Source organism: Achromobacter aloeverae, assembly GCF_004121055.1.
Lineage (GTDB): Bacteria > Pseudomonadota > Gammaproteobacteria > Burkholderiales > Burkholderiaceae_B > Bordetella_C > Bordetella_C aloeverae.
Genome location: NZ_PYAL01000008.1, coordinates 34,754 through 58,068 on the forward strand (window position 1 = coordinate 34,754; position 23,315 = coordinate 58,068).

Annotated in this window: 22 protein-coding genes; 11 read left to right on the forward strand and 11 right to left on the reverse strand. The window is 68.4% G+C overall.

The window, feature by feature from the left end; genetic code table 11:
* Positions 1-116 precede the first annotated feature (116 nt).
* The gene (bioB, locus tag C7R54_RS23710) at positions 117-1,136 is read left to right on the forward strand and encodes a biotin synthase BioB (protein ID WP_192903742.1); all 1,020 of its coding nucleotides are present in this window, start codon (positions 117-119) and stop codon (positions 1,134-1,136) included.
* A 55-nt stretch (positions 1,137-1,191) separates the two neighbouring features.
* Here bioB and C7R54_RS23715 read toward each other — a convergent pair whose 3' ends face one another.
* From C7R54_RS23715 to C7R54_RS23730, 4 genes are all read right to left on the reverse strand, one after another.
* Entirely contained in the window at positions 1,192-2,610 is a 1,419-nt protein-coding gene (locus tag C7R54_RS23715) for an MFS transporter (RefSeq protein WP_129153194.1), read from the reverse strand.
* A 96-nt stretch (positions 2,611-2,706) separates the two neighbouring features.
* Positions 2,707-3,210, reverse strand: coding sequence for a peroxiredoxin (locus tag C7R54_RS23720; RefSeq protein ID WP_129153195.1), 504 nt, complete (start codon positions 3,208-3,210; stop codon positions 2,707-2,709).
* A 218-nt stretch (positions 3,211-3,428) separates the two neighbouring features.
* Positions 3,429-4,310, reverse strand: a complete 882-nt coding sequence (locus tag C7R54_RS23725) for a dienelactone hydrolase family protein (protein ID WP_129153196.1) — start codon at positions 4,308-4,310, stop codon at positions 3,429-3,431.
* A 156-nt stretch (positions 4,311-4,466) separates the two neighbouring features.
* The gene (locus C7R54_RS23730) at positions 4,467-8,024 is read right to left on the reverse strand and encodes a DUF748 domain-containing protein (RefSeq protein WP_129153197.1); all 3,558 of its coding nucleotides are present in this window, start codon (positions 8,022-8,024) and stop codon (positions 4,467-4,469) included.
* A gap of 346 nt (positions 8,025-8,370) precedes the next feature.
* On the opposite strand from C7R54_RS23730, the gene moaC reads away from it, so the two are divergent.
* From moaC to C7R54_RS23755, 5 genes are all read left to right on the forward strand, one after another.
* Entirely contained in the window at positions 8,371-8,865 is a 495-nt protein-coding gene (moaC, locus tag C7R54_RS23735) for a cyclic pyranopterin monophosphate synthase MoaC (protein ID WP_129153198.1), read from the forward strand.
* 133 nt (positions 8,866-8,998) lie between these two features.
* On the forward strand, positions 8,999-9,235 hold the full coding sequence (locus C7R54_RS23740) for a MoaD/ThiS family protein (RefSeq protein ID WP_377815466.1): 237 nt from the start codon (positions 8,999-9,001) through the stop codon (positions 9,233-9,235).
* Positions 9,236-9,239: 4 nt separating this feature from the next.
* The gene (locus tag C7R54_RS23745) at positions 9,240-9,716 is read left to right on the forward strand and encodes a molybdenum cofactor biosynthesis protein MoaE (protein WP_129153200.1); all 477 of its coding nucleotides are present in this window, start codon (positions 9,240-9,242) and stop codon (positions 9,714-9,716) included.
* A complete protein-coding gene (moaB, locus tag C7R54_RS23750) occupies positions 9,713-10,231 on the forward strand; it encodes a molybdenum cofactor biosynthesis protein B (RefSeq protein ID WP_129153201.1) in 519 nt (172 codons plus the stop codon). The genes C7R54_RS23745 and moaB overlap by 4 nt, the downstream gene beginning before the upstream one ends.
* Positions 10,232-10,298: 67 nt before the next feature.
* Positions 10,299-11,516 carry a molybdopterin molybdotransferase MoeA gene (locus C7R54_RS23755; protein WP_129153202.1) on the forward strand — a complete coding sequence of 406 codons (1,218 nt, stop codon included), beginning with the start codon at positions 10,299-10,301 and terminating at the stop codon, positions 11,514-11,516.
* A 14-nt stretch (positions 11,517-11,530) separates the two neighbouring features.
* On the opposite strand, the gene mobA is transcribed toward C7R54_RS23755, so the two are convergent.
* Positions 11,531-12,199, reverse strand: coding sequence for a molybdenum cofactor guanylyltransferase MobA (mobA, locus tag C7R54_RS23760; protein ID WP_129153656.1), 669 nt, complete (start codon positions 12,197-12,199; stop codon positions 11,531-11,533).
* A 31-nt stretch (positions 12,200-12,230) separates the two neighbouring features.
* Positions 12,231-13,346 carry a GTP 3',8-cyclase MoaA gene (gene moaA, locus C7R54_RS23765; protein WP_129153203.1) on the reverse strand — a complete coding sequence of 372 codons (1,116 nt, stop codon included), beginning with the start codon at positions 13,344-13,346 and terminating at the stop codon, positions 12,231-12,233.
* 197 nt (positions 13,347-13,543) lie between these two features.
* On the opposite strand from moaA, the gene fdhD reads away from it, so the two are divergent.
* Positions 13,544-14,374: a formate dehydrogenase accessory sulfurtransferase FdhD gene (gene fdhD / locus C7R54_RS23770; protein WP_129153204.1), complete on the forward strand. Its 831-nt coding sequence runs from the start codon at positions 13,544-13,546 to the stop codon at positions 14,372-14,374.
* A gap of 106 nt (positions 14,375-14,480) precedes the next feature.
* On the opposite strand, the gene C7R54_RS23775 is transcribed toward fdhD, so the two are convergent.
* On the reverse strand, positions 14,481-15,260 hold the full coding sequence (locus C7R54_RS23775; protein WP_377815469.1) for an AraC family transcriptional regulator: 780 nt from the start codon (positions 15,258-15,260) through the stop codon (positions 14,481-14,483).
* Positions 15,261-15,499: 239 nt separating this feature from the next.
* On the opposite strand from C7R54_RS23775, the gene C7R54_RS23780 reads away from it, so the two are divergent.
* Positions 15,500-16,717: an MFS transporter gene (locus C7R54_RS23780; protein WP_129153206.1), complete on the forward strand. Its 1,218-nt coding sequence runs from the start codon at positions 15,500-15,502 to the stop codon at positions 16,715-16,717.
* A gap of 49 nt (positions 16,718-16,766) precedes the next feature.
* On the opposite strand, the gene C7R54_RS23785 is transcribed toward C7R54_RS23780, so the two are convergent.
* From C7R54_RS23785 to C7R54_RS23795, 3 genes are all read right to left on the reverse strand, one after another.
* A complete protein-coding gene (locus C7R54_RS23785) occupies positions 16,767-17,234 on the reverse strand; it encodes a universal stress protein (protein ID WP_129153207.1) in 468 nt (155 codons plus the stop codon).
* Between the two features lie 115 nt (positions 17,235-17,349).
* On the reverse strand, positions 17,350-17,691 hold the full coding sequence (locus C7R54_RS23790; RefSeq protein WP_129153208.1) for a protein tyrosine phosphatase family protein: 342 nt from the start codon (positions 17,689-17,691) through the stop codon (positions 17,350-17,352).
* A gap of 180 nt (positions 17,692-17,871) precedes the next feature.
* Positions 17,872-18,987: a tartrate dehydrogenase gene (locus tag C7R54_RS23795; RefSeq protein ID WP_129153209.1), complete on the reverse strand. Its 1,116-nt coding sequence runs from the start codon at positions 18,985-18,987 to the stop codon at positions 17,872-17,874.
* Positions 18,988-19,126: 139 nt separating this feature from the next.
* Here C7R54_RS23795 and C7R54_RS23800 point away from each other — a divergent pair, with 139 nt between their 5' ends.
* The gene (locus C7R54_RS23800) at positions 19,127-20,053 is read left to right on the forward strand and encodes a LysR substrate-binding domain-containing protein (protein WP_192903731.1); all 927 of its coding nucleotides are present in this window, start codon (positions 19,127-19,129) and stop codon (positions 20,051-20,053) included.
* Between the two features lie 34 nt (positions 20,054-20,087).
* Here C7R54_RS23800 and C7R54_RS23805 read toward each other — a convergent pair whose 3' ends face one another.
* The gene (locus C7R54_RS23805; protein WP_192903744.1) at positions 20,088-21,488 is read right to left on the reverse strand and encodes an aminotransferase-like domain-containing protein; all 1,401 of its coding nucleotides are present in this window, start codon (positions 21,486-21,488) and stop codon (positions 20,088-20,090) included.
* A gap of 201 nt (positions 21,489-21,689) precedes the next feature.
* Here C7R54_RS23805 and C7R54_RS23810 point away from each other — a divergent pair, with 201 nt between their 5' ends.
* On the forward strand, positions 21,690-22,628 hold the full coding sequence (locus C7R54_RS23810; RefSeq protein ID WP_129153212.1) for a DMT family transporter: 939 nt from the start codon (positions 21,690-21,692) through the stop codon (positions 22,626-22,628).
* Positions 22,625-23,275 carry a LysE family translocator gene (locus C7R54_RS23815; protein WP_129153213.1) on the forward strand — a complete coding sequence of 217 codons (651 nt, stop codon included), beginning with the start codon at positions 22,625-22,627 and terminating at the stop codon, positions 23,273-23,275. The genes C7R54_RS23810 and C7R54_RS23815 overlap by 4 nt, the downstream gene beginning before the upstream one ends.
* Positions 23,276-23,315: the final 40 nt, after the last annotated feature.

Sequence of the window (23,315 nt, forward strand, 5' to 3'; positions counted from 1 at the left end):
CCGCGTTTTTCACCCTTTGCAGATCCGGTTTGGTTGTTCCTACGATCGGCCCGCCTGGCCAACCGCCTACTGACGGAGTCCCCATGAACCCGATGCCTAGCGACATGCCGAACGACATGCCGGACGACATGCCAAAAAAGCTCCCCACGCCCGCCATGCCCCTGTCCACCACCGCCCCGTGGCGGGTCCAGGACATCGTGGCGCTTTACGAATTGCCTTTCGCCGAACTCGTGCACCGCGCCCAGTCCGTGCACCGCCAACATTTCGATCCCACGGAACTGCAGCTTTCCAGCCTGCTTTCGATCAAGACCGGGGGCTGTCCGGAGGACTGCGGGTACTGCTCCCAATCCTCCGTCCATGACGCAGGGGTGAAGGGCCAGCCCCTGATGCCGCTGGAAGAGGTGGTGGCGGCCGCGCGGGCGGCGCGCGACCAGGGCGCCCAGCGTTTCTGCATGGGCGCGGCATGGCGCTCACCCAAGCCGCGGCAGGTCGAGGCCGTGGCGCGCATGATAGGCGCGGTGAAGGCGCTGGGCATGGAGACCTGCGTCACGCTGGGCATGCTGGACGACGCGCAGGCGCGGCAGCTCGCCGATGCGGGCCTGGACTACTACAACCACAACCTGGATACGTCGCCCGAGTTCTACGGCAGCATCATCAGCACCCGCACCTACCAGGACCGCCTCGATACCCTGGCGCACGTGCGGGCCACGGGCGTGAAGGTGTGCTGCGGCGGCATCATCGGGATGGGCGAGAGCCGCGTGGTACGGGCGGGCCTGATCAGCCAGTTGGCGAATCTCGATCCGTATCCCGAATCGGTGCCGATCAATCACCTGATGCCCATCCCGGGCACGCCCCTGGCGGGAACGCCGCCGCTCGATCCCTTCGAGTTCGTGCGGACCATCGCCGTGGCGCGCATCACCATGCCGCGCGCCGTGGTGCGCCTGTCGGCCGGCCGCGAGAGCATGGACGACGCAATGCAGGCCCTGTGCTTCCTGGCCGGCGCGAACTCGATGTTCTATGGCGAAAAACTGCTGACGACCGGCAATCCCCGCCTGCAACACGACCAGGCCTTGCTGGAGCGCCTGGGGATGCGAGCCGCGGGAACGACGGCGGACGGCGCCGCCGAGCGGGCGTAGGCCGCATGCCGCAAGGCCCACGGGCGCGGGCCGGCGCATCCGAGCCAGCAGTACGTCACAGCGACGGCGGCCGCGCGCCCTCTCCTGCCGCGGGATCGGGCGACACCGCCGCCCCCGTCACCACGCCTGCCTCCGGACCGCCGCCAGGCACATCGGCATCGGGGGCGCCGTCGGTGCGGGCCGGCTGCGTGGCCGCGGCCGCATCCGGTTCCACCATTTCCAGGGTCTGGTCCACCGATGGATCGACGCGCGGATCCAGCGTCGCCGCGGCGGCCGGCGAACTCTGCAAGGTGTCGGGCATGGGGACGAAGTGCACCGGCGCTTCCTCCACCTGGTGCTTGCCGGTGACCCGGGCGGGACGCACCCGCCACACCAGGATGACCGCGCAGGCCGACACGAAGACGTAGTACATATTGGGCCCCGCCAGCGACATCAGGGCGCCCGCGATCAAGGGCCCGATGCAGGCGCCGATGCCATAGGCCATCAAGAGAATGGCGCTAAGGCCCACGCGTTTTTCCGCCTCGACATGATCGTTGGCGAAAGCCGCGCCCAGCGGATAAAGCGTGAATTGCAGGATACCGAACAGGCAAGCCAGCAGCAGCATCAGCCAATACGGCCAAACGGCCCAGCCCCACATGAGCGCGGTAAAGATGGCCAGCAGCAAGGCGTTGCAGCGGATCAGCCAGGCGCGGTTGATGCGGTCCGACAGCCAGCCCATGGGGAACTGCGACAGCAGTCCCGCCGTGACCGACGCCGCCACGAAAACCGCGACCTGGGTCGTGCTCATGCCGTGGCGCGCCGCGTACACCGGCACCAGGCCATAGAACGCGCCCGACAGATTGCCCGCCATGAACAGGACGGTCAGCGACAGCGGCACGCGGCGCGCGAAGAACTTGATATCCAGCGGCGCCGGCACCGGCGTGGCCGGATGGGTACGCGCCGTCAAGGCAATGGGCACCAGGCACAGCACCTGGAAGATCGCGACCAGGGTCAGCGGCCGCAGGTCCAGCGTGCCATACATCGTCAGCGACAGTTGCCCTAGCACCGTCCCCAAGCCGGACACCAGCATATAGACGGAAAACACCCGGCCCCGCAGCCGGTTTTCCGTCTGCTCGTTGAGCCAGCTTTCCAGCACCATGAATTGCGTCACCATGGCGACCCCGGCGACCAGGCGCAGCAGCAGCCATAGCGGCAGCACTTCGAACGAGGCCTGGGCCAGCACCATGGTGGCGGATATCGCGGCGCAAGCCACGAACGCGCGGATATGTCCCACGCGGATCAACAGCTTGTGGCCCAGGCGCGCGCCGCAAACCAGGCCCAGGTAGTAGCCGGCGATCAACAGGCCCACCCAGAAGGCGCTGACGGACTGCGCGGTCAGGCGCAAGCCCATGAAGGTATTGAACAGGCCAGTCCCGCACAGCATCAGCAAGGCGGCGGCGTAGAGGGAGGAAAACGAGTAAAGGGTCGAATACATGTGGCCGGGGGCATGTGGCCGGAAGCATGTGGCCGAGAGCCGCGATACTGCCTACTACATCCCAGGACGCGCCGCGGCGCGTCCTGGACGAAACGATCAGGCCTGGCCCAGCATGGTGGCCGCGTCGCTGACTTCGAACTTGCCTGCGGCTTCGACGTTCAGCTTCTTGACGACGCCGTCATCCAGCAGCATCGAATAGCGTTGCGAACGCACGCCCATGCCCCGCGCGTTCAGGTCCAGCTCCAGGCCCAGGGCCTTGGTCCAGATCGCCGAACCGTCGGCCAGCATGCGCACCTTGCCGTCGGTCTTCTGCTCGCGGCCCCAGGCGCCCATGACGAAGGCGTCGTTCACGGACACGCACCAGATTTCGTCGATGCCCTTGGCCTTGAGCGCGGCGGCGTTTTCGACATAGCCCGGCAGGTGCTTGGCCGAACACGTCGGCGTGAAGGCGCCCGGCACGGCGAACACGGCGATCTTCTTGCCCTTGACCAGGTCGGCGACCTGGAAGGCATTCGGACCCAGCGCGCAGCTGTCGGTCGCGGTTTCGATGAATTCGGTCAGGGTGCCGTCCGGCACCTTGTCGCCGACTTTGATGGTCATGACGATCTCCAGAAGTGAAACGCGGACGGTTGTCCGCGTCAGAAAACGTGTCTCCGCGCCGCTTGCATCGCGGAGCAAGATGCCCCGGCCTGTAGCGACCGGGACGGCTTTATGCATTTACGACATGGTAGCGCCTTCCTGCCCTCGCCGTCGAAGGCCCGCGCGCGCAAACGCGCACTCGGGCGCCGCACGGGAGGCAATCGGGGCGCGCCGGTATCTCACTTCAGCTTGTGCTCGCCGAACCAGTCCAGCGCGCGCTGCCAGGCCTGGTCGGCATCGGCCTTGACGTAGCTGGGCCGATAGTCCGCATGGAAGGCGTGGCCCGAATTCGGGTAGACATCGATGACCGATGCGCGCGCCGCCTTGTCGCCCTTCTCCAGCGCGGCGCGCATCGCGGCCACGTCGTCCTGCGTGATGCCCGTGTCCTTGCCGCCGTAGGCCCCGCGTATGGGCGCGTGCAGCTTGCCGGCCAACTCGACCGGAAAATGCGGGCGCAACTGGGGATCGGTCTTGCCGCGCAAGGGGCCATAGAACGCCGCGCCGACCTTCAGCCTGGGGTTGTGCGCCGAATACAGCCACACCATGCGGCCGCCCCAGCAGAAGCCGATGATGCCCAGCTTGTTGGCGTCGCCGCCGTGGGCGGCGGCCCACTTGGCGGTCGCATCCAGGTCGGACATGACATCGGCGTCCGGCACCTTCTGCACGACCTCGGCCTGCAGCCTGGCGATTTCCGTGTACTTGGACGGATCGCCCTCGCGCGCGAACAGGTTCGGGGCGACGGCCAGGTATCCCTGGTGCGCCAACCGCCGGCAAACATCCTGGATGTACTCGTGCACGCCGAAGATTTCGGAAACCACCAGCACGGTAGCCAGGTGCTTCCGGTCCTTGGGCGCGGCGCTGTACGCCCACATCTTGCCGTCCTTCACCGGAATCTCGACCGGCCCGGCCGTCAGGCCCTCGGCGCTGGTCTTGACCACCGACTGGGCCGCGACCGGCCCGGCGGCCGCGGCGAAGCCGGTCGCGAGCGCGGTGGCCATGAAACCTCGCCGATCCAGGCGCAAGGGAGGGAGAAGACTATCCAAGTGCTTGTCGTCGCTCATTGAATACGCTCCAGTAAGGTTGCGGATCATGTCTCCGCGGCGCCCGGCGCGCCGGGGAAGGGCCGGGCCGTTTTGGGATGCGGCGCCTGAAGTCGGGAAAGGAACGGGGACAGGGGCCGCGCGCAGGGAGCATACGGCCTTTTGCGTCCGCCAGGGTCAATGTTTGATGGAGAATTCGACCCGGCTGGGCGCGTCCTTGTCCTTGATGCCTTCGGCCGACAGCTCCGGCGCAACCACGAAAATCCGGTCCGCGGGGGCACCTGCCGCCTGCAAGGCCTCATAGACCGCCTGGGCGCGCGCGTCGGCCAGATGGCGCAGCTGTTCGTCGCCCACCGGCGCCGCCTTGCGCAGCAGGTCTTCCATCTGGTCGGGCGGCAAGGACTTGGCCATGCCTATGAAATTGCGCGGCTTGTTCTCCATCTTGGTGTTGTCGTAGACCGATTCCAGATACTTGGCGCGGTCGGCGGCCGACAGCGGCGCGTTGTTCAGGCGGGTACTCTTGCCGCTCGAACGCGCCTGCGCGGCACGGATACGCTGTTCGACCCAGGCCTGGCGCAGGCCCTGGTCATCGGTGGCCGGGTCGGCGCGCCCGGAGATATCCATCTGCAGCGACGGACGGTCGGCCAGGGCCGTGGCCAGCTTGCCCAACCGTTCGCGCGCGGTATCGTCCAGCGCGTCGCTGCCCGGCGCGAAGGTCACGTAGGACAGCTCTTCCCCGCCGCCGAAGGCGGAAGCCAGCAGGCTGAAGGGCGAGGTCACCGCCTTGACCACCAGGTTGCCGATGACGCCAAGAATGATGCGGCCAACCGAGAAGCTGGGATCGTCCAGCGACCCCGACACGGGCAGGTCGATGTCGATATTGCCATTACGGTCCTTCAGCAAGGCCACCGCCAGCATCACCGGCAGCGTCGTGGCGTCCTTGCTGTTCGTCTTCTCGCCGAAAGTCAGCTGGTTCAGCACCACGTGGTTGCTGGCCGACAGGGCGCGGTCCTTGATGCGGTATTCCAGGTCCACCGACAACTTGCCGCGCTTGATCGGGTAGCCGACGTACTTGGCGGAATAGGTGGTGAAGCGCGGCAGGTCCACGCCGCGCGCGGTGGCCTTCAAGTCCAGGGTCAGGAATTTGGCGAAGGGATTGACCACACCGCTGATGGACAGCGGCGCCGTGCGATAGACACGGCCATTGACGCTGACCTTGGCGGGCTGCGGATTCGTCGACGACAACGCCGAGACCGACCCGCTGACATTGGATAGTTCGGCCGTGTAGTTCGGCTTGACGAAGCGGTCGTTGAAGGTGGCGCGGCCATTCTTCAGCGTCACGCTGCGCACCGTGATGTCCGGCAGCCCTCCGCCCGCCGTCTTGCCGGCGGGCGCCGGACGTGGCGCGGAACGGGTCTGCGTGTCCTGCGTGATGGAGCCGCCGGCCTTGCCCGGTTCCGCCACCAGGTCCATGACGTTCAGCCGACCCTCGCCGTTGAGCAGCACATTGCCATAGAAATCGTCGAGAACGATGTCGCCCAGGTCCAGGCGCGGCTTGTCGCCCACGACCTGGATGGCCATGTTGCTGAAGGCGAGCGTTTTCCACGCCAGGAAGTCCGCGCGATTCACCCGATCCAGCAAATTCAGGTCGTCGACGTTGACGGCGCCCTTCCAGCTGGCCTGCATGGGCTTGCCGCCCGCCGCCGCCACGAACCTGGCCTCGCCCTTGGCGCCCACGGAAATCGACCGCACGGTGGCGTTCAGGCTGGACGCGGCATAGGGTGCGAAGCGCGCCAGGTCCAGCTTGGACAGGTCTACCTTGGCGCTGACCTGCAAGGGGTCCAGCGTAAAGCTGCCCTGGGTGGCCAGCACGCCCTGGCCCAGCAGGCCATCGGCCTTGAGGTCGAAGTTGGACGAGCCGGAGCCCAGGGTCCATTTGTCGACGGACAGGGCCAGTCGCTTGAGACCGACGTCGACGGCGGGCTTGGCGCTTTCGTCGCGCGCGGCGATATCGGCGGCATCGACCTTGATGTCGCTGGCATTGACCGCCAGCACGTTGTTGTGGTCGACCACATGGACCTGCGCCGACACACCCACCGTGCCGCCTTGCAGCAGCACGGGCGTCGCGTTGCGCACGGTTTGCGCAAAGGGCGCCAGCGGCAGGCTAGCCGCGCGTACGTCCAGGTCCAGGTTCAGGGGCTGCAGGATCAGCTTGCCCACGCCGCGCAGCTTTGCGCCATCGGCGTTGTCCACGGTCAGCCACAGCCCGATCGGCTGGTCCTTGGGCTGCGGGATGCGTATCTGCTGGACCGTGGCGTCCAGTTTTTCCAGGGTGTAGTCCACCTTGGTCGTGGCGTCGCGCAGGTGGAGGTTGCCGTTGCCGACGTTGACGGCGCCTATCGTCACCTGCCAGGCAGCGGGCGCCGGGGGCGGCGGCGGGGATGCCGGGGGCGCGGATGCCGTCTGGTCGGCCGCCGCTGTCTTGTCCGTGGCGGAAGGCGCCTTGCCCGTGGACGCCCCGTTTGCGGCCGCCTTGTCCGTGGCGGGGACGGCATTGTCCGTGGTCGCGTTGTCCGTGGTCGCCTTGTCCGTGGCAGGCGCCGCTGGCACCACGGTCTTGACCGTGGACACCTTGGGCGCCCCCTCGGTCTTGTCGCCCGCGCTCAAGCGCTGCAACTTGTCGATGACGTCCAGCCAGTTGATCCGCTGGTTGGCGTCCCGCCGCGTCTGGATGCGCGGGTCCAGCAACTCCACGTCGCCGATCGCCGCCGTCCGTCCGATGACATCCAGGTCGACCTGCCGCACGTTCAGGCTGCGCCAGGCCGCCAGGTTGTCGCCGGCGCTCTCGCGCAGGTCGAACTCACGCACGCCCAGGTTGCCGGTGACGCGCAGCCTGACCGGCGCGTCATGCGGCTGCTCGAACACGATGTGCAGGTCCGAGTCCAGCAAGCCATGCTGGAGCTTGACCGGCAGCGGCGCCGGCCAGGCATCGGCCCACTGGTCCAGCGCCAGCCCCGTGAAGACCACGTCCAGCGTCGAGGCCGGCACCTTGTCGAACGGCCGCGCCGTGCCGCGCAGATCGAAGGGGCTGCCGTTGATGCGCGCGTGGAAACGCGGCAGCACGTCGATGTCCGTGGCGTAGCCGAAGTTCGAAATGAAGGGCACGCCCAGGGTGATGTCGTCGATGACCTGCTTGCGGCCGGTGACCTTGTCATCCAGCGTGATGGCGCCGCCTTCAAGCAGCACGTTGTTGAGCGAGAACCGCGGCAGGGGCTTGTCCTTGTCCTCCTCCGGGGCCGGCGGCTGGGCCGCGGACATGTCGGCGACCTTCTGCTGGATGTCGGAAAAGTTGAAGCGGGTCGGCCCCTCGCGCACCAGCGCCACCTTGGGCTGGTGCAGTTCCAGGTGATCGACGACCGGCGCGAACCAGACCACGGATCGCCAGGCGACGCTGGCATTGGCCTCGCCCACCGCCAGCAAGGGCGTCTCCGACCCCGGCTGCGCGATTTTCAGGTCGTGCACGCGCAGGGTCAGCGTAAAGGGATTGAAGGAGATCTTGCCGACCTGGACCTCGCGGCCCAGCATTTCCGCGACCTGCCCCGTCAGCGCCTTGCGCGTGAAATTCGGCACCTGCCACGCCGCCAGGGCGAAGACCAGGAGTATGAAGCCGATGATACCCAGACCGATGCGGCCGAGCCGCCGCGAAAGCCGTATCCGGGGTATCCGCAAGGACATTGAAGGTCTCTCCTGTAGGGCTACGGGGCGATTATCACCCCCGACGCAGCGATGCGTCCATTATCATTGACGGCGCCGCCGGACCTCGGGGCCGCGTGTTGCGACGCCAGGAGGCCCAACGGTGAACCGGGTGCATGCCTGCCATTGGCGGCGGCCAGCCCTTTCCCGCATGGGCAAGGCAGGGCACCGCCAAGGCAAACCCGAATAGTGTCCGAATTCCGTGCCCGCGTGCGCCTTTATACCCGGGCAATTCGTTTCAAACCTTGACCACGAGGCCTGCCGGCCCTCCCCCGACCCCCCGGCCTCGCGGCCGCCTACCCTGGAGCCTCGCCGGCCTGTCACCGCCATGTCCACCACACCGCCCACATTGAGCCACCTCGACGAATCCGGCCAGGTCCGCATGGTCGACGTCGGCGATAAATCCAGCACCGCGCGCGTGGCCATTGCGTCGGCCCGCGTGCGCCTGAACGCCACGGCCTATGGCCTGCTCACCCAGCCCGGGCGCGGCAAGGGGGAGGTGCTGAACACCGCCCGCGTGGCCGGCATGCTGGCCGCCAAGCGCTGTGCCGACCTGATCCCCCTCTGCCACAGCCTGCCGCTGTCCTTCGTCGGCGTGGACTTCGCGCTGGACGATGACCGCCATGAGGTGGAAGTGCGCGCCACCTGCCGCACGGACTTCAAGACCGGCGTCGAGATGGAGGCCATGACCGCCTGCAGCGTGGCGGCCCTGACCGTCTATGACATGTGCAAGGCAGCCGACAAGGGCATCGTCATCGAGCAGGTCCGCCTGGAATACAAGGCGGGAGGCAAAAGCGGCGAATGGCGGGCCCCGACGGAGTAGAATGGCGGGTGGATTTCTGCCCGCCTGGGCACGGAGGTGCGCGGTGAACGGCGCGATTAACACGACAACCGACCCCGGTTCGTCCACGACTACCGGCCCCGGGTCATCCCCACCCAGCCCGGGGGCCATCCATCTGCTCTATTTCGCCCGCGTGGCCGAGATCACCGGCCGCCGCGCGGAGACCTATCCGCTGCCGGAAGGCGGCCCGCTTACCGGCAGCGACCTGCTGCTGCAACTGGGCCGGCGATATCCGGAACTGGCCGGCGCCAGCCGCCTGCGCCTGGCCGTCAACCAGACCCATGCCAAGCCCGGCGTGTTGATCCGTGCCGGCGACGAAGTCGCGGTGTTCGAGCCCGTCACCGGAGGTTGATCCCATGATCGTCGTCCAGGAAGCCGACTTCGACGCCGGCGCCTTGCAGGCGGTCCTGCGCGAGCGCTGCACCGGCGCGGCGGGCGCGCTGGTGACCTTCACCGGCTACGTGCGCGACTTCTCGTCCGAGGATGCCACCCGGACGCTGACGCTGGAACACTACCCCGGCATGTGCGAGCGCGAACTGGAAGACATCGCGAACCAGGCCTGCGAGCGCTGGCGCGTGCTGGACTATGTCATCGTGCACCGCGTCGGCACCCTGGCGCGCAATGACCAGATCGTTTTCGTGGCGACCGCCAGCGCGCACCGCGGCGACGCCTTCCAGGCCTGCGAGTACATCATGGACGCCCTGAAGACGCGGGCGCCCTTCTGGAAACGCGAGACCCTGGCCAGCGGCCGCAGTTTCTGGGTCGAGCAAAAGCAAAGCGATACCGACCGTGCCTGTTCCTGGGACGGTCATCCCTCGAAGGAAGCATCATGAACGACCAGAAAAACGACAAGAAAGTGTCGCTCGCCTGCGCCGTGCTGACCGTCAGCGACTCGCGCACCGCGGGCAACGATACCTCGGGCAACTGGCTGGCCGAAACCCTGGCGCGCGACGGGCACAACTGCGTGCGGCGCGACCTGGTCAAGGACAACGTCTACGCCATCCGCCGCATCATCAGCGAATGGATAGCCGATGACGCGGTACAGGTCATCATCACCAACGGCGCGACCGGCTTCTCGCATCGCGATGCCATTCCAACGGCGGTCACGCCCTTGCTCGATACCGAAATCCCGGGCTTCGGCGAGTTGTTCCGCCAGCTGTCCCATGCCGACATCGGCAGCTCGACCATCCAGTCGCGCGCCCTCGCCGGCATCGCCAACGACACCCTCATATTCTGCCTGCCGGGCTCGACCAGCGCCTGCGAAGCGGCCTGGAACCATATTCTTTCCGAGCAGCTGGACAGCCGCCACAAGCCCTGCAACTTCGCTTCGCACTTCAAACCCCGATGATCCCAGGGCCCGTGGCCCTGCCGGCCTGGCGCCGGCGGAGGCCGGCCCGCAGACGGAACGACGCCGCATGCTGGAATTCGACGACGCCCAACGACAACTGGCGCAGGGCGCGACCGCCCCCACCCGGACCGCGCGCGTGCCGCTGTACCAGGCCTCCGGCCTGGTGCTTGCCACCGACCTGACCGCCACCCTGGACCTGCCTCCGGCCGACAACAGCGCCATGGACGGCTATGCCCTGCGCTATGAAGACTACGTGGCCGCCGCCGGCAATCGGCACGCGCTGCCCGTGCAGCAGATCGTCTACGCCGGCCAGGAGGCGGCCGCCCAGGCCCCGGGTCAGGCTACGCGCCTGTTCACCGGCAGCCTGATGCCCGCCGGCGCCGACACCGTGGTCATGCAGGAAGACACCCGCGCAGCGGACGGCCTCGTCGAAATCCTGGCCGAACCCAAGCCCGGCCAGCACGTGCGCCGGCGCGGCGAGGACGTGGCTGCCGGCCAGCCGCTGCTGGCCGCCGGCACCCGGCTGGACGCGGCGCACGTCGCCTTGCTGGCATCACAGGGCTACGCCGAGGTCACCGTGCATCCGGCGGTCCGCGTGGGCATCCTCACCACGGGCGACGAGCTGGTGGCACCGGGCGCGCCCCGTTCAGGCCACCAGATCTACAACTCCAACGGCGTCATGCTGGCCGCGCTGGTCAACGGCATGGGCGCGCGCGCCACCCACGTGCTGCATGCTCGCGATGACGAGGCCAGCCTGAAGTCGGCCCTGCGGACGCTGACCGACGAATGCGATCTGGTGCTCAGCGTCGGCGGCGTGTCGGTCGGCGACAAGGACCTGGTCAAGCCGGCCCTGGAAAGCCTGGGCGGCACGCTGGCGCTGTGGAAAGTGCGCATGAAACCCGGCAAGCCGGTCGCCATGGCCCATGTGTCGGGCAAGCCCATCGTCTGCCTGCCGGGCAACCCGGTGTCGGCCTACGCGGTATTCACCGTGCTGGTGACGCCCTTGCTGCGCCGCATGCAGGGGCGCACGGAGATTTTCCCGCAGGTCAGCTACCTGACGCTGCGCACGCCCCGGCCGCGCCATGACACGCGCGAGGAATTCCTGCGCGTCAAGCGCGTGGTCAATGCGGGCAGCGTCGGGGAATTGCAGGTGTTCGACCGCCAGGGCTCGGGCGTGATGAGCTCCCTGCCCTGGGCCACCGGACTGGCGCGCATCCCGGCCGGCGTGCCGGTGTATGACGGCGAAAAAGTGGCGTACTACGACTTCCGCCACTGGCAGGCATAGCGCGGATCATGGGCTCATGACCAATGGCGGGAGCCCGTGGGCGGCAAGGACTGCGCCCGCGCAAGCTCGGCCATGGTGTTGAGATTCATGAAGGCAGCCTCGTCGTCGAAGGCCACTTCGACGCAGCCGTGGCGATCCTGCCAACGGTCCACCTTGCGCTCCCCGGCATCCAGGTAGGCACGCAAGGACGGCAGCAGGTCTATCGGCAACAGCATGCAGACCGATTGGCGATGGCCGCCCGCGCGGGCGACGGCGATGCGCGGCCTGCCGTCGGCTCCACTACCGTCGGTTCCACCACCGGCGCCATCGGCCGGCAAGGCCAGCGCCAGCGCCAGTCGCGCCACCAGGTCGCCAGGCAGGAAGGGCGTATCGCAAGGAACCGTCGCCACCCATGGCAAGGGACTGCCCGCCAGGCCCGCCGCGATGCCAGCCAGGGGGCCCTGCCAGAGGCCATGCGCCGGATCGTCGGCCAGCACCGGCGCGTAACGGGAATAGCTGTCCGCATTGCGGTTGGCGCTGACCACCAGCCGCGCCACCTGCGGCATCAGCACGCGAAGCACGTGCTCCACCAGCGGCACGCCGCGCAAGGGCGCGAGGCCCTTGTCGATCTCGCCCATGCGCGCCCCGCGTCCGCCGGCCAGGACCAGGCCGGCGATATTGCCGGCGGCGCCCGCCCGCGGCATGGCGATGCCGGGCGGCGCATGTATCGCTGGATCACCCACCGATATAGCTCATTTCGATCTTGTGCCCGCCGGCGGCCGTCAGGTCCGGACCCGCTTGCGCGCGGTGCTCGGAATAGTTGTCGCCCCGCCCTTGCCAGATGCCGGCCAGGGCGCGCATCAGCCCCGCCTCGTCGGCGCCGCCGCGTATCAGTTCGCGCAGATCGTGCCCCTGCGTGGCGAACAGGCACAGGAACAGCCGCCCTTCGGGCGACAACCTGGCGCGCGTGCAGCCGCCGCAGAACGCCTGCGTCACGCTGGAGATGACCCCGATCTCGCCGGCGCCGTCGGCATAGGCCCAGCGCGCGGCCACGCGGCCCATTTCCTCGTCCTGCACCGCGCGCAGCGGCCATGCCTTGGCCACGCGCGCCACCACATCGGCGCTGGGCACGACCTCGGTCATATTCCAGCCGTTGGTGCTGCCCACGTCCATGTATTCGATGAAGCGCAGGACATGGCCGGACCCGCGGAAATGCCGCGCCATCGGCAATATCTGGTCGTCGTTGACGCCCTTGCGCACGACCATGTTGACCTTGACCGGGGCCAGGCCCGCGGCCGCCGCGGCCTCGATGCCTTCCAGCACCCGGGCGACATCGAAATCGCTATCGCTCATGCGCGCGAAAACCGCGGGATCCAGCGCGTCCATGCTGACCGTCACGCGATCCAGGCCCGCGGCCTTCAATACGCCGGCCTTGCGCGCCAGCAGGCTGCCGTTGGTCGTCAGCGTCAGCTCCGGCTTGCGCCCCTCGGGCGTGCGCAGCTCGGCCAGCAAGGCCACCAAGGTCTCGATATTCCTGCGCAGCAACGGTTCGCCGCCCGTCAGGCGGATCTTGCGCACGCCCATGGCGACGAAAACACGCGCCGCGGCGGCGATTTCCTCGAAAGTCAGCAGGTCCCGATGCGGCAGGAATTCGTGATTCCTGTCGAACACGGCGCGCGGCATGCAGTAGGTACAGCGGAAATTGCAGCGGTCCGTGACCGAGATGCGCAGGTCGCGCAAAGGCCGCCCGCGCGTGTCGAGCAGGGGCTCGCCGGGCATGGGCAAATGCGCCGGCGCGGGGACCTGGGCCGGCGCCTGGCGATGATCGGTCAGGAAAATCACTCTGGACATGGGAACATCATAGCTTTTACGGCAACGTCCCGCCGCCGGGCTTTACCCGGACCCGCCGTCCCCGGCCAGGCGGTCCGACCGCCAGCCGCGCGACGCCGGCAGGTCGGCGAAGACGCCGGCATGGTATATACGCTTTTTCACCCCTAGTTCGGGCCCATGGCCGGCGTCGCCGCCGCCATCGTCCCGCCGGCGACATCATGGACACCGACCCCGCAGAGCATCCGACCTGGCTTCCGTCGCAAGTCCTGCGCGTCCGTGGCGGCCGGCTGGCGCCGGCGCCGCAAACCGATCAGCTGGCCGAAGAAACGCCCATCGCGCTGGAGTACAACGGCATCAGCCACGCCACCATGCTGGCGACGCCGGCCGACCTCGAAGATTTCGCGCTGGGCTTTTCGCTCACCGAAGGCATCGTGGGCAGCGCGCATGACGTGCGCGGCATCGAATGGCGCGCCGAATGCGATGGCATCGTCGTGCAGGTGGAAATTTCCAGCGCCTGCGCCGCGCGCCTGAAGGAGCGCCGGCGCGCGATGTCGGGACGCACCGGCTGCGGCCTGTGCGGCGTAGAGACCCTGCCCGAGGTCGTGCGCGACCTTACCCCCGTGCCTCGCGCCCACGCCCTGCCGCTGGCGTCGGCCCTGGCCGCCATGCAGGCCCTGCGCGGCCGCCAACCCATGCACGCCGCCACTGGCGCCACGCATGCCGCCGGCTGGGCGGATGCCGACGGCGCACTGCAACTGGTGCGCGAAGACGTCGGCCGCCACAATGCGCTGGACAAGCTGATAGGGGCCCTGGCCCGCGCCGACATCGGGCCGGCGCGGCGGGCGGGCAGCCTGGTCGTCGTGTCCAGCCGCGCCAGCTTCGAAATGGTGCAGAAAACCGCTGCCGCCGGCGTCGGCATGCTGGCCGCCGTCTCCGCGCCCACGGCGCTCGCGCAGCGCCTGGCGCAACGCCTGGGCGTGGGCTTGATGGGATTCATGCGCGGCGACGACGCCACCCTGTACGCCTGCCCGGAACGCATCGCCAGTTAAGGCACGCGCCGGCAGGCCAGGAAGGCATCGCCCCTGGTCCGGACACCGGGACACCATGGCGCCGCCTGCCGCGCGCCCGGCAGGAATCCCGCTTCCAGCACTTGCGCTACGTCCGGTCCCGCAGATAGGCGCTCGGCGCCGCGCCGAAGGTGCGGCGAAAGGCCGCGGTGAAGGCGCTGGGACTGTTATAGCCGTGCTCCAGCGCCACCTCCAGCACGGACGCGCCCGCCGCCAGCCTGGGCAGGCTGAGCAGCAGCTTGGTCTCCCTGCACCACTCGCCGAGGTTCATGCCAGTCTCGCGCAGGAACAGGCGCGCCAACGAACGCGGATGCATATGCAGCACATGGGCCCAGGCCGACAGGCTGACTTCCCGCGCCGGATCGCGCACCAGTTCCCGGCACAACGCGGCCAGGCCCGCGTGGGCCGGCATGGGTACGTGCAAGGACAGGGGCTGCGCGCGTTCGATCTCGTCCAGCACCAAGGTCATCAAATGTTCGTCGCGGCCGCCGGTCACATAGTCCAGCGGCAGGTCGACCGCCGCGATCACCAGTTCGCGCAGCAGGGGGCTGACCTCGAAGACCTGGCAGCTTTCCCATAAACCCGCCCGCAATCCCGGCTCCACGAACACCGTGCGCATGGCGACGTCGCCCGCCATCACGATTTCGTGCCGCGCGCCGGGCGGCACCCAGACCGCGCGCCCCGGGGGAACGACCCAGCTGCCGACCGCCGCCCGTACCAGCATCACGCCCGAAATCGCGTACAGCATCTGCCCGCGGCGATGCGCATGGGCCGGGATGACCGTGGCGTCGGGAGCATCCATCGCATAGGCGACCACTGGCCGGGCCGTCTGCTCCCCGTGCACCAGCGCGCGATCTCCCCCGCCGATATCCAGCCAGTCCTGGCTGTCGTCGACGACAGCGGGCGAGGCCCACGCGCGATCACGTGGAGACACCTGGATAAATAGCGGCGCCGCCCCCGGCCCGGCACCGGTGGCAGACGCGCGCGGGGATGCGTTGGAGGGCGGAGAAGAGCGTTTGTCCATTTCTCGATGACAAAAGTAGTTTTATAGAGAGAATTCCTTTATTCGTCTTTTTAGCATGTCTTTTTCTCGACGAAAGGCATTTCATGAGCGCGCATCACCACTCCCCCTCTTCCCATAGGCCCGACCGCGTCCGGCTCGGCCTGCTGACCAGCACGCATGCGGTCAACGACCTCTACCAAGGCCTGGTTCCGGCCCTCCTGCCTTTCATGGTGCTGGAACGCGGCTACAACTACACCGCGGTGAGCGGCCTGATGCTGGCCGCCACCGGCCTGTCCAGCGTCGTGCAACCCCTGTTCGGCCTTTATGCCGACAAGGCGCCGCGCGGCTGGATGGTGCCGCTGGGCTTCCTGGTGGCGGCGCTGGGGCTGGTGCTGGCCGGCATGAGCGGCGACAGCTATATCGCGACCTGGCTGGCCGCGGCGCTTTGCGGCCTGGGCATCGCCGCCTACCATCCTCCCGCGACGGTGGCCGCGCGCGCGGCGGGCGGCGGCTCGCAACGGGCCATGAGCGTCTTCGCGGTCGGCGGCACGATAGGCGCATCCTTCGCGCCCTTCCTGGCCAACACCGTCGTCGGCGGTGGCGCCCTGGATCGCAGCTGGCTGCTGGCCCTGCCGGCCCTGCTGATGGCGATGTTGTGGCTGGCCGCCACGACCGGCGCGCGAGCGCGAGGCCGTGCGCCGGCCCAGGCACGCAAGGCCGCCGATCACGCGACCAACGACTGGCGCGCATTCGCGCTGCTCTGCGGCGTGATCGTCGGCTGGTCGGTCACCTACGTCACCGTGCTGTCCATGCTGTCGCTGTACGTCATCAGGGAGCTCGGCGGCGCGCCGTACATGGGAGCGGCCGCCCTGACCAGCTTCACTGCCGCAGGCGCGGTCGGGACGCTGCTGGGGGGCTGGCTGGCCGACCGGTGGGGCCGCATGCCGGCCATCCGGCTCGGCTACATGCTGTCGCTGCCCGCCATGGGAGGCCTGGCGCTGGCGCCCGATGCCGTGTGGGCGTGGTGCTGCACGGGCGCCCTGGGCATCGCCATGTTCCTGCCCTTCTCGGCGCAGGTCACGCTGGCGCAGGACTACCTGCCGCGCAACCCGGCCACCGCCAGCGGCATCACGCTGGGCCTGGCCATGTCCATCGGCGGGATGGTGTCGCCCGTGTTCGGGCTGGTGTCGGATGCGCACGGCCTGCGCTATACCTTGACATGCGTCCTGGTCATCCTGGCCGCATCGGCCGCGCTGTCGCTGCGCATGCGCAACCGCAGCGTGTCGATGACGATAGGCGTCGAGCAAGCCGCTCGCGCGTAGGACGGGACGCGCGGACGGCAGCGTCCGCGCGCCTTGCTTCTCTCTTGCCTTACTTCTCTTTTTCTTCCTTGACGCGATACACGAGCACGCCCGTATGCGCCAGCGAAAGCACCTTGGCCGTCACGCTGCCCAGCAACAGGCGCGACAGGCCGCTGCGCCCGTGGCTGCCGATGAAGATCAGGTCGCAGCCGGTTTCCTGGGCGGCCTGCACGATGCCATCGGCCACATTGAAGTTGGACACCGCGCGCGACGTCGCCTTCACGCCGGCGGTCTCGGCGCGATCCATCACGGCCTTCAGGTAGCGGCTGGATTGTTCGGCCGAGGCCTTTTCATAATCCTCGTCGGTGATCGCATACGCGGCAGCCATGCCATCGAATCCGATGGTCGCGGCAAAGGGCTGGGTCACATACAGCGCGACCACTTCGGCGCCGATGGAACGCGCAAAGCAGACGCCGGCATTCGCGGCCTGGGCCGACAGCGGCGAACCGTCAGTGGGAATCAGGATCTTCTTGAACATGGTGCCTGCTCCTGGAAGTAGGAAATTTCAATTTACAGGAAAACAGGCATGCGCGGATGAGCACCCACCCAGGGACAACCCGACTATCGCGACGCGGGGCCCGCGCCGCCACGCGTCAGCTCTGCTGTGCGGCCAGGAAAAGATTGGTGCAGCGGGTACCGGAACGGCAATAGGCCAGGACGGGCGTGGGCAGGGTGCGCAGCAGTTGCGCGAAATGCGCCACGTCCTCGGCCGTCATGGCGCCGCTGACCACGGGCTGGTATTCGACCTGCAAGCCGGCGTTCAAGGCCGCTTCCGACACCTGGGCCGCGGTGGGCTGGTCCTGGCCGCCTTCGTAGTCCGGCCGGTTGATGATCACGCTCTTGTAGCCCGCGGCGGCCACGGCGGGCATGTCATCGGGCGTAAGCTGGGGGGCGACCGAGAAATTTTCGGTCAGCACGCGGACGGGAAGGGACATGATGAATTCCTTGAAGGGTCGAGAACCCGCGCCGCGCGAGGCGCGGCGACGGGCTTGAAGCCGACAGTATATTCAGGAATCCGCGTCCGTCCGACCCGGCCCGACCGCCGGCGCGCCGGGCCGGTCCGTGCCCGCGGGGCAGCTTGTCCCTGCTGCCCCGCCTTGCCGCCTTGGCTTGCCCTACCCTGCCGCCACGCGCTCAGCGATGGCCTGCCCGAGCTCGACCGTGGTGGCGCTGCCGCCCAGGTCCGGCGTGAGCGGCCCGCTACGCAAGGCCTCCTCGATCGCCTGCACGATGGCGTCGTGCGCGGCTCGGCACGCGCCCGCGCCATCGCCCAGGAAGTCCAGCATCATCGCGCCCGACCAGATCATGGCCACCGGATTGGCGATGCCCTTGCCGTAGATATCCGGCGCCGACCCGTGCACGGGCTCGAACAGCGACGGGAAGCGCTTTTCGGGGTTGAGGTTGGCGGACGGCGCCAGGCCTATCGTGCCCGTGCAGGCCGGCCCAAGGTCGGACAGGATGTCGCCGAACAGGTTGGTCGCCACCACCACGTCGAAGCGCTCCGGCTGCAGCACGAAGCGCGCGCAGAGGATATCGATGTGCTGCTTGTCGACACGGATGTCCGGATAGGACTGGCCGACCTCGTCGGCGCGCTCATCCCACCACGGCATGCTCAAGGCGATGCCGTTGGACTTGGTCGCGACGGTCAGCTGCTTGCGGGCGCGCGCACGTGACAGTTCATAGGCGAACTTCAGCACGCGGTCGGCGCCGAAGCGCGAGAACACCGACTCCTGGATGACGATCTCGCGCTCCGTGCCCGCATAGATGCGGCCGCCCAGGTTGGTGTACTCGCCTTCCGTGTTCTCGCGCACCACCACGAAATCGATATCGCCGGGCGCCTTGCCCGCCAGCGGGCAGCGCACGCCTTCGAACAGGCGCACCGGACGCAGGTTGATGTACTGGTCGAACTGGCGGCGAAACTGCAGCAGCGACCCCCACAACGACACGTGGTCCGGCACGGTCCGGGGCCAGCCCACGGCGCCGAAATAGATGGCGTCGACACCGGCCAGTTGCGCCTTCCAGTCCTCCGGCATCATCGCGCCATGGCGTTCATAGTATTCGGCGCAAGCCCAGTCGTAGTGCTGGAAATCCAGGCCGATGCCGAATTTCCCGGCGGCGGCGCGCAGCACGCGCAGGCCTTCGGGCATGACTTCCTTGCCGATGCCGTCGCCGGCGATAACGGCGATGCGATATGTCTTGTTCACGGGTGTCCCTCCTCGGTTGAAAAACATGGGCCCATCCCGGACCCGCGGCCCGGCCCGGGGCGTAGGACCAAGCGTGGCGATCCGCATCGTAGGCAAGTTTCCATTTCGGGCACAATATGATCACCGTGAATTGACTATGCACGCTACGTGAATGACGGGATCACGCATGAACGAATCACCCAAGACGCCCCTGAAGACACCGCTCAACGAAGACCTGCGCGTCTTCCTCGCCGTCGCGCGCAAGGCCAGCTTCGTGGCGGCCGCCAATGCGCTGGGCATGTCGCCCGCCTACGTCACCAAGCGCGTCACAACGCTGGAGCGCACGCTGGGCGTCACCCTGCTGCACCGGACCACGCGCCGGGTCGCCGTCACAGACCAGGGCGAGCGCGTGATGGCGCGTGCCCAGCGCATCCTGGACGACCTGAACGAATTGGTGGAGGACCTGGGCGTCACGCGCCAGGCCCCGCGCGGCAGCTTGCGCCTGTGCAGCAGCTTCGGCTTCGGCCGCCAGGTGGTGGCGCCCGCGATCGCCGACCTGGCACGCCATCACCCCGCCCTGCAACTGAGGCTGGACCTGTTCGACCGCCTGGTCGACATCACCGCGGAAGGCTACGACATCGACGTGCGCGTCGGCGACACCATTGCGCAGCATCTCATTGCCCGGCGGCTCGCCCCCAATCGCCGCATCCTGTGCGCGTCACCAGCGTATCTTGCGCGGGCCGGCACGCCACGCGGCCTGGCCGACCTGGCGGGACACGATTGCCTGGTCATCAAGGAACGCGACCATCCCTTCGGCGTCTGGCGCCTGCGCTCGCGCCACGGCGAGCAGATCGCCAAGGTCAGCGGCCCGCTGTCGTCGAATAACGGCGAGGTGGTGGCGCGCTGGGCCGTCGAAGGACATGGGATCTTCCTGCGTTCGATGTGGAACGTGGCGCCGTTGCTGGCCGCCGGCACGCTCGTGCAGGTGCTGCCGGATTGGTACCAGGAGGCCAATATCTGGGCCGTCTACCCGCCGCGCCTGGATGGCTCGGCCAAGGTCAGGGTCTGCGTGGAGTGGTTGCAGCAGGCCTTGGCCCCCGCCGCCAGCGGTTGAGCGGCAGCAGTGGAACGGCATCAGTGGAACGGCATCAGTCGCCGCGCGGCCCCATCAGCGCCGCCAGTTGCTTCCACGCCGCCAGGTTGTCCGCCATGCTGACCGTGAACCGCATATAGGTCGACGGCGCCTGCGTCGGCGAGAACAAGGTGCCGGGCGCGAGCAGCAAGCCACGCTCGGCCGCCATGCGCGCCAACGACTCCGAATCGCGGCAGCAATCCGCCCAGACGAACATGCCTGCCTGGACCGGATGCGGGACCTGGAAACCCAGCCGCTGCAGCTGCCGCACGCAACGCTCGCGGGCCTCGTCGACGCGATTGCGCACCCGTTCGATATGCAGGCGGTACTGCCCCTCGGCCAGGATCCGATGCACCACCCGCTCGCCCAGCTCCGACGAAGTCAGGCCCGACAGCATTTTCAGGTCGGTCAGCTGCTGTTGTATGGCCGGCGCCGCCGCCACATAGCCCACGCGCAGGCTGGCCGCCATCATCTTGGAAAAGCCGCCGACGAAGATCACGCGCTGCAAGCGGTCCAGCGTCGCCAGGCGCATGGCCTTGCCAGGATGCAGTTCCGCATAGGTGTCGTCCTCCACCAGCATGAAGTCGTGCTTCTCCGCGATGCGCAGCACGTCATAGGCCACGCCGCCGGACAGGCTGTAGCCGGTCGGGTTGTGCACCGCGCTGTTGACGATGAACAACTTGGGCTTGTGCTGCGCGGCCAGGCGCTCCAGCGCCGGCATGTCGTAGCCGTCCCGGGTGCGCGGCACGCCCACCACGCGGGCGCCAAAGGCCGCCAGGCGCGCGAAGATCAGGAACCAGGCAGGATCCTCCACCAGCACCGTGTCGCCTGGCCGCACCAGCAGGCGGGCGATCAGGTCCAGGCCCTCCGTCACGCCGGCGGTCGTCAACAGGTTCTCGTCGGGATGGGCGGGAATGTCCAGGCCCTGCAGTTGCGCCGCGAGCTGCTGGCGCAGGGCCGGAAAGCCCTGTGGATGGCCATAGCTCACCAGATTGCTGCGCACGCCGCGTCCGACCGCCCGTACCGCGCTGGCCACCATCTCGGGATCCAGCCATCCGGCCGGCAACAAACCGGCGCCGCCCGGCATGTCGGGCGTGGCCGACTCGCGGAACATGCTGCGCAGGAGCCACGCGATATCGATGCGCGCCGGCGCATGCGGCGCCTGCCGCGCGGCCGCCGGTTGCGGCGGCAGGGCCCGGGGCGCCACGAAGAACCCGGCGCCGCGCCGGGACTGGATCAAGCCGCGCGCAGCCAGCTTCTCGTAGGCCTCGACCACGGTGAAACGGCTGACGCCGGCCTGCCCGGCCATGGTGCGTATGGACGGCAGGCGCGCGCCTGGGCGCAGCACATCGTCCTCGATGCGGCGGGCCAGATCGTCGGCCAGTTGCGCCGCCAGGGTGGTGTCGGCGCCGCGCACCGGTTGCCAGGAAGACATCGTGTCCATGGTCGGGGAAGGGCTCGCGTGCAGGGTCGGGGATAACTGTCATGGTCGAGCGACCAGGCCAGTTATTTGAATTATCTGAAAAAGTGTACCGGTACTGTACCGCATACCTTACGTAGAGTGTCAGGCTTACGGGCAGACCGGCAATCCGGATTCGCCCGGATGCCGGAGACACGCATGCCACCCACCGCTACTTCCCTGTCCGCCCGGCCGGAGACTCGCTCCCCCGCCACCCAGCCCCATCACCGCTGGGATGGCTACGGCTACGGCCTGATGGGCGTCCTGATCTTCAGCCTCACCCTGCCGATGTCGCGCATCGCCGTCGCCGAATTGCACCCGCTGCTGGTCGGCCTGGGACGGGCGCTGGCGGCGGCGGTGCCCGCCATCCTGCTGCTGTGGCTGACGCGCAGCCGGCGCCCCAACCGCGATGAATGGCGCGCGGTCATCCTGGCGGCGCTGGGCGTGGTGGTGGGCTGGCCCCTGGCCTCGACGCTGGCCATGCGCACGGTGCCGTCGGCCCACGGCGCGGTCATCAATGGCCTGCTGCCGCTGTGCACCGCCGCCTTCGCGGCCCTGGGCAGCGGAGAGCGCCCGTCCGGTCGATTCTGGCTGTGGGCGCTGGCGGGCGCCGCGCTGGTCGTCGGCTTCGCGCTGCGCGAAGGCGGCGGCGCGCCCCAGCCTGGCGACCTCTGGCTGCTGCTGGCGGTGCTGCTGGGCGGCATGGGCTACGCCCAGGGCGCCCAGGCGGCCCGCACGCTGGGCGGCTGGCGCACCATCTGCTGGGCCCTCGCCATCAGCGCGCCCTTCATCGTCGCGCCCGTCGGCTGGCTGGCCTGGCACGCGCCTACGGCGCCGTCGCCCTTGACCTGGATGGCGCTGGGCTACCTTTCCTTCTTCTCCATGTTCATCGGCTTCTTCGCCTGGTATCGCGGCTTGGCCCAAGGCGGCATCGCGCGGGTCGGGCAGGTGCAATTGCTGCAGCCCTTCCTGACCGTCCTGGCCGCCGCCCTGCTGTTCCAGGAAACGGTGCCAGCCAGCACGCTGCTGTGCGCGCTGGCCGTGATTGCAGTCATCGCGGGCGGACGCCGTGCCGCCGTGCGGGGAGCGCGCCCATGAACGACTTCACCGCCAGCATCCCCTTGCTCTCCGGCAGCCTCCTTGCGCCGCTGGCCTTGTTCGCGCTGGTCAGCTCCATCACTCCCGGGCCGAACAACGTCATGCTCGCCGCATCGGGCCTGAATTTCGGCTTCCGCCGCACCCTGCCCCACCTGCTGGGCGTGTCCATCGGGTTCACCCTGATGATCCTGCTGGTGGGCGCCGGCCTGGGCACCGTCTTCCAGAATGCGCCGGTGCTGTACACCCTGCTCAAGTATGCCGGCGCGGCTTACCTGCTCTACCTGGCCTGGAAGATCGCGCGCGCGGGCGAGCTGAGCGAAGACGGCCGCCGCGCCCAGCCCATGACCTTCCTGCAGGCGGCGGCGTTCCAGTGGGTCAATCCCAAGGCCTGGGTCATGGCCGTCGGTATCGCGGCCGCCTACATCCCCGCCAACGGTTTCTACGCCAATCTGCTGGTGGGCACCGCGGTCTGCGGCGCCATCAACCTGCCCAGCGTGGGCGTGTGGGTGATGTTCGGCAGTTCGCTGAGGGGCTTGCTGCGCAAGCCCGCCGCCGTGCGCATCTTCAACGGCGGCATGGCCTTGCTGCTGGTCGCGTCGCTGTATCCGGTGGCGCTGGACCTGGTGCATGCCCTTGCCGGACGCTGACGGCAAGGCCCACGGGCCGGGGCGGGGAGCCAGGCGCGGG

Coding starts and splice junctions, on each gene's coding strand:
- C7R54_RS23755 (WP_129153202.1), top strand. CDS start 10,299: ATGCTGGAATTCGACGACGCCCAACGACAACTGGCGCAGGGCGCGACC.
- C7R54_RS23725 (WP_129153196.1), bottom strand. CDS start 4,310: ATGAGCGACGACAAGCACTTGGATAGTCTTCTCCCTCCCTTGCGCCTG.
- bioB (WP_192903742.1), top strand. CDS start 117: ATGCCGGACGACATGCCAAAAAAGCTCCCCACGCCCGCCATGCCCCTG.
- C7R54_RS23730 (WP_129153197.1), bottom strand. CDS start 8,024: ATGTCCTTGCGGATACCCCGGATACGGCTTTCGCGGCGGCTCGGCCGC.
- moaA (WP_129153203.1), bottom strand. CDS start 13,346: ATGTCCAGAGTGATTTTCCTGACCGATCATCGCCAGGCGCCGGCCCAG.
- C7R54_RS23715 (WP_129153194.1), bottom strand. CDS start 2,610: ATGTATTCGACCCTTTACTCGTTTTCCTCCCTCTACGCCGCCGCCTTG.
- fdhD (WP_129153204.1), top strand. CDS start 13,544: ATGGACACCGACCCCGCAGAGCATCCGACCTGGCTTCCGTCGCAAGTC.
- C7R54_RS23815 (WP_129153213.1), top strand. CDS start 22,625: ATGAACGACTTCACCGCCAGCATCCCCTTGCTCTCCGGCAGCCTCCTT.
- C7R54_RS23720 (WP_129153195.1), bottom strand. CDS start 3,210: ATGACCATCAAAGTCGGCGACAAGGTGCCGGACGGCACCCTGACCGAA.
- mobA (WP_129153656.1), bottom strand. CDS start 12,199: ATGCCGCGGGCGGGCGCCGCCGGCAATATCGCCGGCCTGGTCCTGGCC.
- C7R54_RS23790 (WP_129153208.1), bottom strand. CDS start 17,691: ATGTCCCTTCCCGTCCGCGTGCTGACCGAAAATTTCTCGGTCGCCCCC.
- C7R54_RS23800 (WP_192903731.1), top strand. CDS start 19,127: ATGAACGAATCACCCAAGACGCCCCTGAAGACACCGCTCAACGAAGAC.
- C7R54_RS23795 (WP_129153209.1), bottom strand. CDS start 18,987: ATGTTTTTCAACCGAGGAGGGACACCCGTGAACAAGACATATCGCATC.
- C7R54_RS23810 (WP_129153212.1), top strand. CDS start 21,690: ATGCCACCCACCGCTACTTCCCTGTCCGCCCGGCCGGAGACTCGCTCC.
- C7R54_RS23745 (WP_129153200.1), top strand. CDS start 9,240: ATGATCGTCGTCCAGGAAGCCGACTTCGACGCCGGCGCCTTGCAGGCG.
- C7R54_RS23785 (WP_129153207.1), bottom strand. CDS start 17,234: ATGTTCAAGAAGATCCTGATTCCCACTGACGGTTCGCCGCTGTCGGCC.
- moaB (WP_129153201.1), top strand. CDS start 9,713: ATGAACGACCAGAAAAACGACAAGAAAGTGTCGCTCGCCTGCGCCGTG.
- C7R54_RS23780 (WP_129153206.1), top strand. CDS start 15,500: ATGAGCGCGCATCACCACTCCCCCTCTTCCCATAGGCCCGACCGCGTC.
- moaC (WP_129153198.1), top strand. CDS start 8,371: ATGTCCACCACACCGCCCACATTGAGCCACCTCGACGAATCCGGCCAG.